General features: G+C 67.9%; 12 protein-coding genes. 4 read left to right on the top strand and 8 right to left on the bottom strand.

Features of this window, described 5'->3' with window-relative positions; translation table 11 throughout:
- Window positions 1-44 precede the first annotated feature (44 nt).
- The 3 genes from lpxC (at window position 45) to ligA (ending at window position 4,495) form a co-directional block, all read left to right on the top strand.
- On the top strand, window positions 45-992 hold the full coding sequence (gene lpxC / locus V7082_RS02885) for a UDP-3-O-acyl-N-acetylglucosamine deacetylase (protein ID WP_334146115.1): 948 nt from the start codon (window positions 45-47) through the stop codon (window positions 990-992).
- Between the two features lie 387 nt (window positions 993-1,379).
- A complete protein-coding gene (locus V7082_RS02880) occupies window positions 1,380-2,237 on the top strand; it encodes an outer membrane protein assembly factor BamD (protein ID WP_334146114.1) in 858 nt (285 codons plus the stop codon).
- A 131-nt stretch (window positions 2,238-2,368) separates the two neighbouring features.
- Complete coding sequence (ligA, locus tag V7082_RS02875) at window positions 2,369-4,495, top strand: NAD-dependent DNA ligase LigA (RefSeq protein ID WP_334146113.1); 2,127 nt, start codon at window positions 2,369-2,371, stop codon at window positions 4,493-4,495.
- Between the two features lie 191 nt (window positions 4,496-4,686).
- Here ligA and V7082_RS02870 read toward each other — a convergent pair whose 3' ends face one another.
- The 8 genes from V7082_RS02870 to V7082_RS02835 form a co-directional block, all read right to left on the bottom strand.
- Window positions 4,687-5,139 (bottom strand): hypothetical protein, encoded by a 453-nt coding sequence (locus V7082_RS02870; protein ID WP_334146112.1) that lies wholly within the window; start codon window positions 5,137-5,139, stop codon window positions 4,687-4,689.
- Window positions 5,140-5,643: 504 nt separating this feature from the next.
- Window positions 5,644-6,849, bottom strand: coding sequence for a VOC family protein (locus V7082_RS02865; protein ID WP_334146111.1), 1,206 nt, complete (start codon window positions 6,847-6,849; stop codon window positions 5,644-5,646).
- Between the two features lie 320 nt (window positions 6,850-7,169).
- Entirely contained in the window at window positions 7,170-8,981 is a 1,812-nt protein-coding gene (locus V7082_RS02860) for an aminopeptidase P family protein (RefSeq protein WP_334146110.1), read from the bottom strand.
- An 11-nt stretch (window positions 8,982-8,992) separates the two neighbouring features.
- Complete coding sequence (locus V7082_RS02855; protein WP_334146109.1) at window positions 8,993-9,889, bottom strand: 50S ribosomal protein L11 methyltransferase; 897 nt, start codon at window positions 9,887-9,889, stop codon at window positions 8,993-8,995.
- Between the two features lie 81 nt (window positions 9,890-9,970).
- Window positions 9,971-11,464, bottom strand: a complete 1,494-nt coding sequence (locus V7082_RS02850; protein ID WP_334146108.1) for a TMEM143 family protein — start codon at window positions 11,462-11,464, stop codon at window positions 9,971-9,973.
- 216 nt (window positions 11,465-11,680) lie between these two features.
- Window positions 11,681-12,163: a 23S rRNA (pseudouridine(1915)-N(3))-methyltransferase RlmH gene (gene rlmH / locus V7082_RS02845; protein WP_334146107.1), complete on the bottom strand. Its 483-nt coding sequence runs from the start codon at window positions 12,161-12,163 to the stop codon at window positions 11,681-11,683.
- A gap of 135 nt (window positions 12,164-12,298) precedes the next feature.
- Window positions 12,299-12,703 carry a ribosome silencing factor gene (gene rsfS / locus V7082_RS02840; RefSeq protein ID WP_334146106.1) on the bottom strand — a complete coding sequence of 135 codons (405 nt, stop codon included), beginning with the start codon at window positions 12,701-12,703 and terminating at the stop codon, window positions 12,299-12,301.
- 247 nt (window positions 12,704-12,950) lie between these two features.
- Window positions 12,951-14,036, bottom strand: coding sequence for a nicotinate-nucleotide adenylyltransferase (locus tag V7082_RS02835; protein WP_334146105.1), 1,086 nt, complete (start codon window positions 14,034-14,036; stop codon window positions 12,951-12,953).
- A 363-nt stretch (window positions 14,037-14,399) separates the two neighbouring features.
- On the opposite strand from V7082_RS02835, the gene V7082_RS02830 reads away from it, so the two are divergent.
- Entirely contained in the window at window positions 14,400-14,810 is a 411-nt protein-coding gene (locus V7082_RS02830) for a response regulator (protein WP_334146104.1), read from the top strand.
- Window positions 14,811-14,975: the final 165 nt, after the last annotated feature.

Here is a 14,975-nt window from a genome sequence, read left to right as displayed (position 1 = left end):
TCCGTGGGGGCGGAGCCGAGGAAGGCATCGAGGGACGGCGCAGCATGTCAAATCGCTTCATCGGCGCGCGACAGACGACGATTGCTCAAGAGATCCAGGTCCACGGCACGGGGGTGCACAGCGGAGCGCCAGTTTCGGTCAGCCTGCATCCGGCAGGGGCCGACACTGGGCTCCGTTTCGTGGTTATGAAGCGCGGTCGGGTGACCGCAGAAATTCCCGCCAAAGTCTGTAACGTCAAGAATCTCACGCTCTGCACGGTCATCGGCGACGAAAGCGGCGCCACTGTTTCCACCGTCGAGCATCTTCTCGCCGCCCTTCGCGGCCTCCACATCGACAACTGCATCATCGAGATCGAGGGCAAGGAAGCCCCGATCATGGACGGCAGCGCCGCGCCGTTCGTCGAGGCGATTGATCGGGGCGGCATTCGCGAGCTGTCCGCTCCGCGCCGCTTCCTCAAGATCCTGAAAACGGTTCGCGTCGAGGAAGGCGGATGCTGGGGAGAGCTTTCGCCTCATGCCGGCTTCCATCTCGATGTCGAGATCGACTTTCCGTCGCCGATCATCGGCCAGCAGCGCCTGTCGCTTGAGATGAGCCCCGGCGTCTTCCGCAACGAGATCGCCCACGCCCGCACCTTCGGCTTCATGAGCGATGTGGAGCGGCTGTGGAAAGCGGGCCTTGCGCTCGGCGCCAATCTCACCAACACGGTGGCCATCGGCGACGACCGCATCATGAACCGCGAAGGTCTGCGCGATCCGCTCGAGTTCGTTCGCCACAAGATGCTGGACGCCGTAGGCGACCTCAGCCTGTCCGGCCATCCGCTGCTCGGCGCCTATCGCTCGGTCAAGGGCGGCCATCGCCTCAACGCGCTGGTGCTGCAGAAGCTGCTCGAGGACAGCTCGGCGTGGTCCATCGTGCAGGCGCCCCGCGTGCGCGAGCCGCGCGCCGTCGCATTCGAGCGCGCGACCGCCGCTGTTGCGGTCGCAGCCGAGTAGGCATCGGTTTCCGTCTCATCCGCTCTGCGCCACCCCTTGAGGGCGGCGATCGGGCCCCGTCTCGAACGGGGCCTGAAGCGTCCGGGCCAAGCCTTTGTCGGCAAAGCCACTTCGGATCTTTTCCCCAGTGCTGGATCGGTCGCCGGGCCTCACATCAACCACAATGTAAACCTAGCCTCGCGCGCAAGCGTGGACGGCGGGGGAAGACGGGGCGGTGTCGCCTTCAGGCAGGTGGCGAAGTGTGCTAGACCCTGAGCGCTTGAGGCCCTATCCGTCCGCAGCGTCGTTCAACGGTCTCATCGCGCGCGGTTCCGATTCGGGTACGGACGACCGCGCTCGCGGCAGCGCTCAGAAGTAAGACGGTGGGCTGGGGGAGTACGGCATTCGATGCGCAAGACGCCAAATTGGGCCGCAGCCATTGTGTGGTGCGCCATGGGCGGCGTCGCGCTGGCGCTTGCGGGGTGCGCGTCGTCGACCGATGCCACCAGCATCCTCAATGCCGATCCGCCCGAGAAGATGTATGCCGACGCCGATGCGCTGATGAACAAGGGCAAGTTCGAGGACGCAGCGCGCAAGTTCGAGGACCTCGACCGCTCGCATCCCTATTCGCCCGAGGCGCGCCGTTCCATCGTTCTGGCGGCGTACGCCTATTACAAGGCGGGCAAGGCGCCTGAGGCCATCGCCTCCGCCGAGCGCTACACCGTCATGCATCCGGGCACCAAGGACGCGCCGCTCGCCCATCACATCATCGCATCCGCCTACTTCGATGACATGAACCCGTCGAACCGCGACCAGGCCGCGACGCGCAAGGCGCTTGAGCAGCTCAAGATCCTGAAGTCGCGCTATCCCGACAGCACCTACGCCCAGAACGCCGACAACCGCATCCGCATTGCCGAGGACACGCTCGCGGCCTCGGAGATGGAGGTCGGCCGCTACTACATGAAGCAGAAGAACTTCGTCGCCGCCATCAACCGCTTCAAGGTGGTGGTGTCCGACTTCCAGACGACGGCCCATGTCGAAGAGGCGCTGATGCGCTTGACCGAATGCTATATGGCGCTCGGCGTCACGCATGAGGCGCAGACCGCGGTCGCCGTCCTCGGCCACAACTTCCCGCAGTCGAAGTGGTATCGGGACGCCTATGCGCTCCTGAAGTCTGACGGCCTCGCGCCCCAGCAGAGCAACGACTCCTGGATCACGAAAGCCTGGAAGGCGGTCCCCAAGCTCGGCCTCGGCGGCCCGGGTTGAGCCCGGAGGCGTCGCGCCTGCTTTTCGACTGGACCACGGCCGCGTCCACCACTATCTGTCCGAAGCGATGAGGCATCGGTCCAGAGAAAGAGCGGAACCGCGATCGCAGAGGTCGCCCGCCGCGAGCCGCGATGGCGAGAAAGAAGCCTGCACCTCCCCCGGTTGAGGATCTGAGCGCCGACGAGGCGTCGGCCGAGCTCGCGCGACTTGCCGCCGAGATCTCCCATCACGATCGGCTCTACTATCAGTCCGACGCGCCCGAGATCTCGGACGCCGACTACGACGAGCTGCGCCGGCGCAACGAGGCCATCGAGGCGCGCTTTCCAGAGCTCGTGCGCGCCGATAGCCCCTCGAAAAGGATAGGCGCTCCGGCCGTCGAGACCTTCGCCAAGGTCCGCCACCGCGTGCCGATGCTGTCGCTCGGCAATGCGTTCGACGACGGGGAGGTGGTCGACTTCGCCGCTCGCGTCCGCCGCTTCCTCTCCCTCAAGGCCGACGATCCGCTCGCCGTAACCGCAGAGCCCAAGATCGACGGCCTCTCCATCTCGATCCGCTACGAGAAGGGCCGCCTTGTCGAGGCGGCGACCCGCGGCGACGGTGCCGAGGGCGAGAACGTGACCGCCAACGTGCGCACCATCCGCGAGATCCCGGCACGCCTCCAAGGCAAGGCCGTCCCCGCCGTCGCCGAGGTGCGCGGCGAGATCTACATGAGCCACGCCGACTTCGCGGCCCTCAACGCGGCCCAGGTCGGGAGCGGCGGCAAGGTGTTCGCCAACCCGCGCAACGCCGCCGCGGGCTCGCTGCGCCAGCTCGATCCCACGATCACTGCCGCGCGTCCGCTGCGCTTCTTCGCCTACGCCTGGGGCGAGATGTCGGAAATGCCCGCCGAGACGCAGATGGGCATGGTGGCCGCGTTCGCCGGCTGGGGGCTGCCCGTGAACCCGCTGATGCGCCTCTGCGATGGTGCCGACGGGATGCTGGCCTTCTATCGCGAGATCGGCGAGCGCCGCGCCGCCCTCGGCTATGACATCGACGGCGTGGTCTACAAGGTGAACCGCCTCGATCTTCAGGACCGCCTGGGCTTCGTCTCCCGCTCGCCGCGCTGGGCCATCGCCCACAAGTTCCCCGCCGAGCAGGCCACGACCCTCCTGCGCGACATTGAGATCCAGGTCGGCCGCACGGGCGCGCTGACGCCGGTCGCCAAGCTCGAGCCGGTGACGGTGGGCGGTGTCGTCGTCTCCAACGCGACACTGCACAACGAGGACGAGATTGCGCGCAAGGACATCCGCATCGGCGATACGGTCGTCGTTCAGCGCGCAGGCGACGTCATCCCGCAGATCGTGCGCGTCATCGAGGAGAAGCGTCCGCACGGCACCGGGCCGTACGCGTTTCCCAAGCTCTGCCCCGTCTGCGGCAGCCACGCGGTGCGCGAGGCGGACAACGATCCCGAAGCGGGCGGCGTCGTGCGCCGCTGCACCGGAGGGCTCATCTGCCCGGCCCAGGCCAAGGAGCGTCTCAAGCATTTCGTCTCGCGTCTCGCGTTCGACATCGAGGGCATGGGCGAGGAGAAGGTCGAAGCCTTCTTCGACGAGGGGCTGATTCGCCGTCCGGCCGACATCTTCACGCTCGAGGCGCGGGACGCGGCGAGCGCGAGCCCGCTCGCCGAACGCAAGGGCTTTGGCAAGAAGTCGGTCGAGAACCTGTTCCGGGCCATCGATACACGCCGCACGATCGGGCTCGAGCGTTTCATCTTCGCCCTCGGCATCCGCCACGTCGGCGAGACCACGGCCAAGGATCTCGCCAAGGCGTTCCGCACCATCGACGCGTTCCGAAAGGCCGCAGAGGCCGCCGCCGAGGGCGGCAAGGAGAGCGAGGCATACAGAGACATCGACGACATCGAGGGGATCGGCGAGACGGTCGTGGATGCGCTCGTCGATTTCTTCTCCGAGCCGCACAATACTCAGGCACTGGACGATCTCCTCGCCCACGTGACGGTGACGCCCTTCGAGCGTCCGGTGGCCGTTCAATCGCCCGTGACCGGCAAGACGGTCGTGTTCACCGGCAAGCTCGAGCGCGTCGGCCGCAGCGAGGCCAAGGCGCAGGCCGAGCGGCTCGGCGCCAAGGTCGCTGGATCCGTGTCGGCGAGGACGGACTACGTGGTCGCCGGTGCGGACGCGGGCTCGAAGCTCGCCAACGCCCGCAAGCTTGGCGTCGCGGTGCTGACCGAGGACGAATGGCTCGCTCTCATCAAGGACTGAAGCGTTTTCAAGCGAAGTGGGCACCACTTCGCGTTAAGAAAACGCGTCAAACTAAAAACAGAGAGCCTCGCCTCTGAGTTTATCAGAGGCGAACAGGCTCTAAGGCCCGCGGCCGCCCCGGTCTTGCGCTGGCCGCCGCCCGCGCAATGACGAAGCGGAGCCGCCCTGCAGCTCCTCTCGCCCGGGTCGGCTCAACGCGCGGCGTACATGTCCACGTAGTGCCGCCAGCCTCTCTTGCCGGCTCCGGTGTGGATGCTGTCGCCTGTGGTGATCGACGTCTTCTTGCGGACGCGGGCGATCGCCTTCGGCGCGTATTCGGACGCGATGTCGAGACCACGGTCGCGGTCGTCCGCGTGCCATGTCTTTTTCGGCTGCTCCGGACCGGCCTTGAGCGCCCCGGCCGTCTTCGCCCCGGCGGCCGTGGCGGCGGCGGCCTGGTGCGGGTGGCGCAATGTCTTCTTCTTGAGGGCTGCCGTCTTCCGCGCCTTCGTTGCGGAGAGGGTGGAGGCTTTGTGCGAGGCGGCGTCGGCATGCGTCGTGAGGGCACCCACGGCGCCGCGCGAGTTGGCGGCCGCGAATGTAGACGGAAGGCTCATGGCTCCGGCGAGAAGTCCGACGAAAACAAGGGAAGTCCTGGCAGGCATGGCCGTACCCCTTTCTCTCTTCGAGGGTGATGCATGAGGGAGGTCGCGCATGCGCGCGGGCCCGGATGATCGGGCTGTCGCCGGCCCGTCTCGCGACGGACCGTCAGCGGTCGATCCCGAGGGAGCATGGCCCGGGCCGCGGCCCGGCGCTGTTCCTTCCGGAACAGGGGCGGAGGGGCGTGCGCCTAGGTTGCGTACTCATTATTGGGTGGGACATTGATGAGCCAAGACACGCCAAGGGCCAGGAAAATCGCGCAGCTCGATGCCTATGCATCGGGCAAGCGGGTCATGCCGAAGGCGTGCCTCCGGCACGACGACGCCGCCATTGGCTTGTCCTGGCTCACCCCGAAGGGGCGCGGTCCTTTCGCGCCTCCGGTTCATGCCGGAGGCATGCTTCCAGCATGGCGCGAAAGCTCGCAAACCATGGAGGTTTGCTGCGCTTCCGCTCCTGCCGGCAGCACGAAAGTCCTCGCGTCAATGCCCACCGAATAATGAGTACGCAACCTAACGCGTGGACCAGTCGCTATAGGGCCAGGTCTGCCCCACGTCCGTGACGTAGAGCGGATATCTCGGCTTGGCGGGAACGGCGGGGGCCTGCTGCGTGGATCGCGCCGGCCGCGCCGGCTTGGTGCGGCGGGAGGCGGCAGGGCGCTCCGTGTCGTCGTCTTTGTCGGCCCGTGCCTGGGATTTTGTGGTCTCCGGGCTTTCCGGCGTGGCGTCCGGCCGCGTGGCGGACGTCTCGATATCGCTCGCGTCTGGCGGGGGCGCGGCCGGCTGGGCCGCGGGTACCGTGGCCTTTTGCGGCGGTTCGACGGACGCCGATTTGACGGCGAGCTTCTCCTCGCTGATGCGTTTGGCCTCGATGGCGGCCTCGAGTGCCTGCTGCTTGCGCTTGAGCTCTTCCCGGAGCGTGTCGACCGCGGCCTCCGCCGTGCGCCGCGCGCTGACCTCCTGCGCGAGCGCATCGCTCGCCTGCCCCGAGCTGGCTTCGAGCTTGGCGCGGCGCGCGCGCTCGGCCTCGAGCGCCCGGGTCGCATCGCGCGCAGCTTCGTCCGCCTTGCGCTTCTCCGCCCGCACTTGGACGAGCGCCGCATAGGCTTTCTCGGTTTCGTCCGATTGATAGACGGCAATGCGCGACGAGAGATCCGTTCGGATCGTATCCGCAAACCACCAGCCCGCGGCGCCGAGGGCAAGGAGGAGCCCCGCGAGACCCATCAGCAAGCGCGGCCTGCGCCGCGGCGCCTCGGCCGCGTCGAGGACCGGAGCGGCGGCCGGTACGGCGACGCCCCTGCCGGGATTGTAGGTGCCGAAATTCCAGATGTGGCCCTCGGGGTCCCGGCACGAGTAGCCGCGCCGCCCGAGCCCGTCGCTCTTGAGGTCGAGCACGATATCCGCGCCGGCGTCCCGCGCGCGGGCATAATGCGCGTCGGCGTCCTCGACCACGAGATAGCAGCTCTGCGTCTCGACGCCGCCGACCTCGTCGGGCTGGCGCATCAGCTTGTCGAGATCGGTGTCGCGCACGGCGCCCATCATCATCAGGCTGCCGCGATAGGTCATCTGCCCGTAGATGACGGCCCCATCGTTGTCGGAGACGGCGATCTGCTTCTCGAACCCGAAGGCCTGCTCGAGCCAGCCCATCGCTTCCGCGAGGTCGCGGTAGCGGATCAAGGGCATGAGGTTTGGAGCGGGCAGAAGGCTGCTCGCGGTCATGAGACGCTCCAAAGGTTTCAACGTCCAGACTCAACCGGTGACGCCCTTCGGGCGCCCGGCGGAAAATCGCACGGGACTGCGCACGACCGAGATGATGCAGAGGGGCTATGCAGCGCTGGGCCGCGGCACGCCCGAATCACAGTTGATAAATAATAATAGAAAATCGCTCTGAGGCGTTGAGAAAAATCAATAAAAACGAGGAAGCCGGTAGCGGGGCTCTGGCGCGTATGTGCAACGGATACGAAAAACGGCGGCCTAGCCCACGACATCCGCCCGGGCAGAGAGGCGGAGAACGTGTTCCGCCAGCAGGATCGAAGAGGTCAGATCGGCTGCGTCGCCGCGTCGAGCCAGCGCAACGTCGGCGCGTCGACCTCGGGCCCGATGAGCGCGCGGACGCTTGCATGATAGCCGTCGATCCAGCGCACTTCCTCCGCCGTCAGCAGGTCCTTGACGATGAGCCGGCGATCGATGGGCACGAGCGTCAGCGTCTCGAAGCCGAGCATGTCCCGGTCGCCGCCGTCCGGCCGTGCGGCGGCTGAGACGAGCACGAGGTTCTCGATGCGGATGCCGTAGGCGCCCTCCTTGTAGTAGCCGGGCTCGTTCGAGACGATCATGCCAGGCTCGAGCACGGCGAGCCCCGCGCGCGAGATTGATTGCGGGCCCTCGTGCACCGAGAGATAGCTGCCGACGCCGTGCCCGGTGCCATGGTCGTAGTCGAGCCCATGTGCCCAGAGTGCGCGCCGCGCCAGCGGATCGAGGTCGATGCCGCGCGTCCCCTTTGGAAACCGCGCCGTAGCGATGGCGATGTGCCCCTTGAGCACGAGCGTGAACCGCTCGCGCATCTCCTCCGTCGGCGTGCCGATGGCGACGGTGCGCGTGATGTCGGTCGTGCCTTCGAGATATTGCGCGCCCGAATCGAGCAGGAACAGCTCTCCCGCCCCGAGCGGGCGGTTGGTCGCGTCCGTCACGCGATAGTGCACGATGGCGCCGTTCGGCCCGCTTCCCGCGATCGTGTCGAACGAGATCTCCTTGAGGGCCTGGCTGCCGGCCCGTTGCGCCTCGAGCGCGACGGCGGCGCCGATCTCGTCGACCGTCTCGCCGGCGGCGATGGCGCGGTCGAGCCAGGCGAGAAAGCGCACCATGGCCGCGCCGTCGCGCACGTGCGCCACACGCGCGCCCTTGATCTCGGTCGCGTTCTTGACGGCCTTCATCGGCACGCACGGATCGTCGCCGCGCTGGGCGCTCTTGCCGAGCGCGCGCAGGAACCACCACGCGGCCCGGTCGCCGTCGATGCGGACGCGACGCCGGGCCTTGCGCAGCGCTTGGACGCGCGCCTTGAGCGCGCCGGGCGGCGAGATCCTGACGGTTCCGTCAAGCTGCGCCTGGGCTTCGCGCGTGAGCTTCTTGGCGGCGACGAACAGCTCCGGCTTTCCGGCCGCCGGCACGATGGCGAAAGCCAGCACGACCGGATTGTGCGCCACGTCCTGCCCGCGGATGTTGAAGAGCCAGCAGACGGAGTCGGGCGCGGTGAGGATCACGGCATCGTGGCCGGCCTCTTTCAGCACCTTCTGCACGGCGGCGATCTTGGTCTCCGCCGAGCGTCCGGCATACTTGATCGGGTGCGCCACCACGGGGCCGTCGGGGGGAGCGGGCCGGTCCTTGCCCCAGAGCACGTCGACGAGGTTACGGCGCGTGGGCTTCACCGCGATGCCTTGCGCCGCGAGCGCCGTCCGCATCCGCTCGATCTGCGCGATCGTGTGCAGCCAGGGATCGAACCCGACGACGTCGCCGCTCTTGAGCTTGCCTTTGAGCCAGGAGACGAGATGTGCCTGCGCGATGCCGGGGAGCTCGAACAGCCCGCCGCCGCATTCGGCGCGCGCCTGCACGGTGTAGCGCCCGTCGACGAACAGGCCCGCGTGCCGCCGCGTGACGGCCACCAACCCCGCGCTGCCGGAAAAGCCGGTGAGCCACTTGAGCCGCTCGGAGGAGGGTGCCACGTATTCGCCCTGGTGCTCGTCGCCGCGCGGGAGCAGCAGCGCTTGAAAATTCTCCTCGGCCATGAGCGCGCGCAGCCGCTTCATCCGCTCGGGGATCGCGGACGCGTCGGACGGCGCGGCGAAGGTCTGGAACATGCCATGATCTCCTAGCTACGCTTCGAGAGCGTGAGCGTCGACCAGCCGTCGTAGCGGCGGTGCGCGGCGAGCGCGAAGCCCTGCGCCCGGTACGCGGCGAGGATGCGGGCCGCCTCGCGTGTGAGCAGCCCAGAGAGCACGACGGTGGCCCCGGGCATGGCGACGCGCCGCACGTCGGGAGCCAGCGCGACGAGCGGCCCGGCGAGGATGTTGGCCACGATGAGGTCGAACGGCGCCGCGTTGCGGACCGCCGGCGAGGAGACGCCCGGCCCGCAGGTGAAGGCGATGCGCCCCCCGACGCGGTTCACCTCCGCGTTCTCGCGCGCCACCACCACCGATTGCGTATCGATGTCGACGCCATGCAGCGCCGCGTGCGGCCAGGCGCGCGCCGCCGCGATGGCGAGCACGCCGGACCCGCAGCCGAGGTCCAGGATGTTGCGGAAGCGGCGCACGGCGCTGAGCTGGTCGAGGGCGACGAGACAGCCGTAGGTGGTCGCGTGATGCGCCGTCCCGAACGCTTCGCCCGCCTCGATCAGGATCGCATGAGGCCCTTGCGGCACGCGGTCCCGGTCGTGGCTCCCGTGCACCGTGAATCGCGAGGCGCGCACCGGTGGCAGGGCCGCCTGCGAGAGCGCCACCCAGTTGAGATCCGGGATCTCCGCCGCCTGGAAGGCCGGCGCGGGCTCGCCGAGCAGCGCGTCGAGCTCCGCCGCAAGCGCCGCCGGCGTGCGGGGCTCCGAGAAATAGGCTTCGATGCGCCAGGTCGGCGGGGCCGCGTCGCCGGCCTCCCTGTCCTCGAAGATCGAGAGCGCATCCGGCGGCGGCTCGAGGAGGTCCTGCAGCGCGCCCGCGACGCGCATGGCGCGCCCGCGGTCGTCCACCTCGGCGATCAGTTTGTGGGGGGTCATGACGTCCGTTCGAGATCGAGGCATGCAAAGAGGCCGGCCGGTCTGCCGGGCGCGCGACAGTAGCGCAAGGCGGGGCCGGCGTCAGGTTTGCTGCGCGCCGGCCGCTGGGGGATCTGCGGCCGGTTCGGGCGAAGGCTGAGCCGCCGGGGTATCGGGCGCTTCGGCGGAAGCCGGCGCGTCGCTGCCTGCGGCCGCGACCGTCCGCTCGACCTCGGTCCCTTCCTCGCCGGCCGGGTCCGGCAAGTTGTCGAGGAACACGTCCCATTTGGCGTCGAGGTGCAGGGCCGCCTCGTGCGGGCCGAGCGTGTGGAGCGTGCCGTCCGCCTCCTCGGACACGATCCCGTCGCTGAGAAGACGGTCCAACGCATCCTCGAGGTCGAAATCGACTGAGACGCCGAAGCTCGCATGCAGATACTGCTCGATGGCCGCGTCGATGGCCGGCAGATCGGATCGGTTGGCGGGCTCTTTCGCGAGCACGCTGTAGAGCAGCATCTCCTCCTTGACGTCCTCCTCCGCCGCGCGGTCGGCGAGCTTGATCAGGACGCCGCGATTGTCGGCCATGGCGTGGAAGTAGAGGTTCTGTGCCATGACCACCATGTAGCGCTGCCGCTGATTGAGGAAGTTCATTGCCTGGCGGAAGGCGATGCCGCCGAGGCCGAGCGCGGCGCCCGCGGCCACGAGCGGGTTGGTGGCCGCGACGGCGATTTTTCCGGCGGCGCCGAACGTTCCCATTCCGAGGCCCGCGCCGCTCGTGATGCCGAGCCGCAGCTTGTCCATCAGGCGGAATTTCAGGCGCGTGTTGGGGAACACCATCTCGACGTCGTTGCGTGGAATGTTCTTGAACAGCTTGAGATAGATGTTGCTGTCGTTGACCTGGGGCGGGACATGCGCCCGCAGGGCCTTCACGATCTTCTCGGCCTCGCGGCGCGGCACGCGCTCGTTGCGCATCACCTCGACGACGCGCGTCTCGAACGGCTTGAGCTTGAACAGCAGGAACAGCCGCTGGAAGATCGGCACGTCGAACTCTTCCTTGCGCATGAACTTGCTGAGGCTGCGCCGCTGGTCGCGGCGGCTCGAGGCGCCGCGGTAATAGATCAGGATCTCCTCGAAGGCCGTGAAATCCACGTTGAGGTCGAGGCCGTAGTGCGATTCCTTGGTCAGGATCATCTCCACGTCCGAAGGATCGATGCGGACGTAGTTGGCCTGCTTGAGGATGGCTTCGACCTCGGCGACGACGCGCTTCTGCAGCCTCGCCCGCTCCTCGCTCGTAAACGCGCGGGTGATGAGGAGATCGCTGTCCGGGCTGAAGGTCTCGTAGGCTTGCATGAGGTTGCTGAGACCGACGCCGTGCTGCTGACGCCGCCAGTATTCGAGGTAGCGGAAGAAGCGCCGCGCAAGACGCGCCTGTCCCTTGGGCCACACGTGGGGCACCGTCAGGCGATCGATCAGCGCATAGGTCGTAACGGGAATGAAGCGCTCGCGCGGACGGGCGGCGTCGGGTGCCACGAGATCCTGAGACGGCATCGCGAGGACGGCAGGATCTTCCGGAGCAGAGAGCGATTGTCGTTCGGGCATCGCAACGTCCTGAACCGCCATCGCCAACCCTCCCCTCGAATGGTGAAGTGATACGACCCGGGCCGGCAATGGTCCAGACCGGGATCGCTACCGGGATCGCCACGCCAGAATCCCGAGCCGCGCGCCATCGCGGGGCCGCGCCTGAAATCAAGCCTAGGGCGCGCCTGGTTCAGCAATTTGACGAAGCCCGGCCGCGCCCGGATTTGGGAGCGTCCGTTACGCGCGATGGTAGGGATGGCCCGCGAGGATCGTCGCCGCGCGGTAGAGCTGCTCGGCGAGCACGATGCGCGCGAGGCCGTGCGGCAGCGTCATGGGGCCGAGCGAGAGCGTGAGCCGGGCATGCCGGCGCGCCTGATCTCCGTGGCCGTCCGGCCCGCCGATCAGGAAGGCCATCGTGCGCAGGCCCTCGTCGCGCCGCGCCGCGAGGAAACGCGCGAAGGCTTCGCTGCCGAAAGACGTGCCGCCCGCCTCGAGCGCCACGGCGAAATCCGCAGCCCCCGCACCGGCGACAATCCGCGCGGCCTCGTCCGAGCGGCGCTGCGTGGCGCTCGCCTGGCGCGCCTCGGGAAGCTCGGACAGCGTGAGCGGGCCGAGCGCAACACCGCGTCCGGCCTCGTCGATCCGTTTGGCATACTTGAGATAGAGGTCGCGCTCGGGGCCGTCCTTGAGGCGCCCCACGGCGATGATGGAAAGACGCATCCGACCCCGCTCCGCTCGCTTGGGGAGCGCCTGATCATTCGAGCGTGCCGGCCAAACATGCCAGCCCGCGAGCCCTGAGCCCTCACGGAGGGGCGCAGGGCTGCCCTGGTGCGATGCCGCCTCGGACCGGCGGCGTCAGTGCGAGATCTGCTCGCCGGGCCGCGACCACATCTTTTCGAGATTATAGAAATCCCGGACCTCGGCGCGGAACACGTGCACGAGGAGGTCGCCGGCATCGATCAGCACCCAGTCGCAGGTCTCGAGACCCTCGACACGCACGGTCCCGACGCCATTGTCCTTGAGATGCTTGCGAAGCTGATCGGCGATCGCGCCGACGTGGCGGTCCGACCGCCCGGTGGCGATCACCATGAAGTCGCCCATGGACGACTTGCCTTTGAGATCGATGGTGACGATCTGCTCGGCTTTGGCTTCATCGAGCCAGTGCACGACCTTCTCGAGAAGCGGCTCCGAGCTCGCATGCTTTCGCGCGATCTCGGCGGGAGGCGCACCCTTGCGGATACCCTCAATGGCGGTTCGCATCTTTGGCTCAATATCCTTTCCGTTCGAGCTCCCTGCGGCCATGCCCGACTGCGGCCGCCTGGCGACAGGTATGCGGACCCGGCCGACCCGCACGTTTTGGCCGGTGCCCTCCACCACCGCGGCGTTTCATCACGCTGACGGCACGAAGAGGATAGCGGTCGGAGGGGGCGCCAGCAATAGGGGCGAGTCCGGAGTGTCGCACCCCGTTGGGGAGAGGGCGCCGGGAGAATATCCCGGAAACGGGCCGTCAAACGGGCTTGCGTGCGGCCTGGCGGGCGCGGATCTCGGTCGAGGATTCCGGGGAGAGCCGCAGCGTCAGATACAACCAGGCCGGCGGCTTGGCGAGCGCCAGCGCCCCTGCGTCGTCGTCCGCAAGCCGGAACCGCCCGAGGGCGCGCGCGGCCGGGGCCGAGAGCGCCCGGAGCCGCCATTGCGGCCGATCTGCAACCACGAACGGCATCAGGGACGCGATCTCGCGCCAGGCGGCCCAGCGGTGAAACCCCGCGAGATTGTCGCCGCCCATGATCCACACGAAATGGACGCCCGCCAGCCGTCGCCTGAGAAACGACAGCGTGACGATGGTGGAGGTGGAGCCGAGGTCGGCTTCGAACGCCGTGATCCGGATCCGCGGATTGGTCACGAGCTGCCGGCACGCCTCGAGCCGCTCGGTGAGCGGGGCGAGGTCTCCATGGGCCTTGAGGGGGTTTCCCGGCGTCACGATCCACCAGACCTCGTCGAGCCCAAGCCGCTTCATGACCGCTTCCGAGACCGCGACATGCGCCCGGTGCGGCGGGTTGAACGAGCCGCCGAGCAGGCCGATCCGCTGGCCCCTGACGGCGGGGGGGAGGCGGACGGCAAGCGATCCGAAGCTTCTGGTCGTATGGCGGGCGCGCATCGGTCCAATCGAGACGTGCGGACGTGGGAACGTCACGTTCTGTTCCAGCCGCGTGAACACCAGCCGGCTGCGGATGAGGTAGAGCGCGACGAACGACAGGAGCACGGCTGCGGTCTTGGCGATAGCCGGTGAAAGCCCGAGAAGGTGAATCCCCCCGCCCGTCACCACGGCCGTGAGCACGAGCCCGAACGCGCCCGAGGCCATGAACTCGGTGAAGAGCCGCCGCTCGCTCTTGTGCGCGCCGTGGCCTGCGAACACGAACCGGCGCGAGAGCTTGTAGTTGAGGGCGAACGCCACCGCGTACCCGGCCATGCTGGCGATGATGGGGATTGCGAAGGCGTAGGTGAGCCAGAGGAACACGGCATAGTCGACCGCAAGGCTCGCGAGATTGACGCCCGTGTAGCGGACGAGGCGCCGGATGCGGTCGCGGCCGCTCATGGCTCCGCCCGCCCCTGCGGAGGGGCTGCGGACGCCATGTCGATGCCGGTGCTCACGTCGTCTCCCCTAGAGCGTTTTCTTAACGCGAAGTGGTGCCCACTTCGCGTTAAGAAAGCGCGTCAAAGCAAAAGCATGGAGCCTCGCCCCTGATTCTTTCAGAGGCGAAAAAGGCTCTAAGGACAGCCGCCCAGCATCGCCGAGATCGGGCACAAAAGACACCGGGTGTCGGATGCGGCATCGGCGCCGATCGGTCCTGCAACTGATGCCGAGCGTCCGCGCACACGATTTCGTAACGGCTGTCGGGAATGGTGAAGGCCGGGCAGGAGGGCGGCCGATAGAGCCGGTCGTCCTGGCGGGGGATGCATGGACCGGCGCAAAGATCTCGAGCTCCTGATCGTCGAGGACCGGGAGGTGATGCTCAAGATCATCCGTCGTCTGCTCGTCGAGCTCGGATTCGTACGCATCGACCAGGCTGCGAACGGCTGCCAGGCCGTCGGGATGATCCGCGAGAAGCGCTATGATCTGATCCTCTCCGACTGGAACATGGACGGCATGAGTGGTTTCGATCTGCTCAAGGTCGTGCGCGCCGATCCGCGAACGCATCAGACACCCTTCGTCCTCGTAACCGCCGAAGCCAAGCGCGAGAACATCCTCGCCGCCAAGGCGGCCGGCGCCACGGGCTATCTCGTGAAGCCGTTCAAGCTGGATGTGCTCGAGCGGACGCTCGAGGGCGTTCTCGCCGCCAACGGCTTCGTTAATCTCGCCGTCGCGTGATCCTCTCCGACACGATCGCGAAAGCTCGCGCCTGAGCGCGCGTCTCACGCCGGCCGAAGTCACACCGGCCGCGTCTGGCCGGTTCCGTGCACGAGGTATTTGAAGCTGGTGAGCTGCTCCACGCCGACCGGCCCGCGCGCGTGCAGCTTGCCCGTCGCGATGCCG

It is taken from the genome of Hyphomicrobium sp., assembly GCF_036833075.1.
GTDB lineage: Bacteria > Pseudomonadota > Alphaproteobacteria > Rhizobiales > Hyphomicrobiaceae > Hyphomicrobium_C.
Note: the sequence above shows the minus strand (reverse complement) of the source record. Positions and strands in the feature narration are given on the sequence as shown.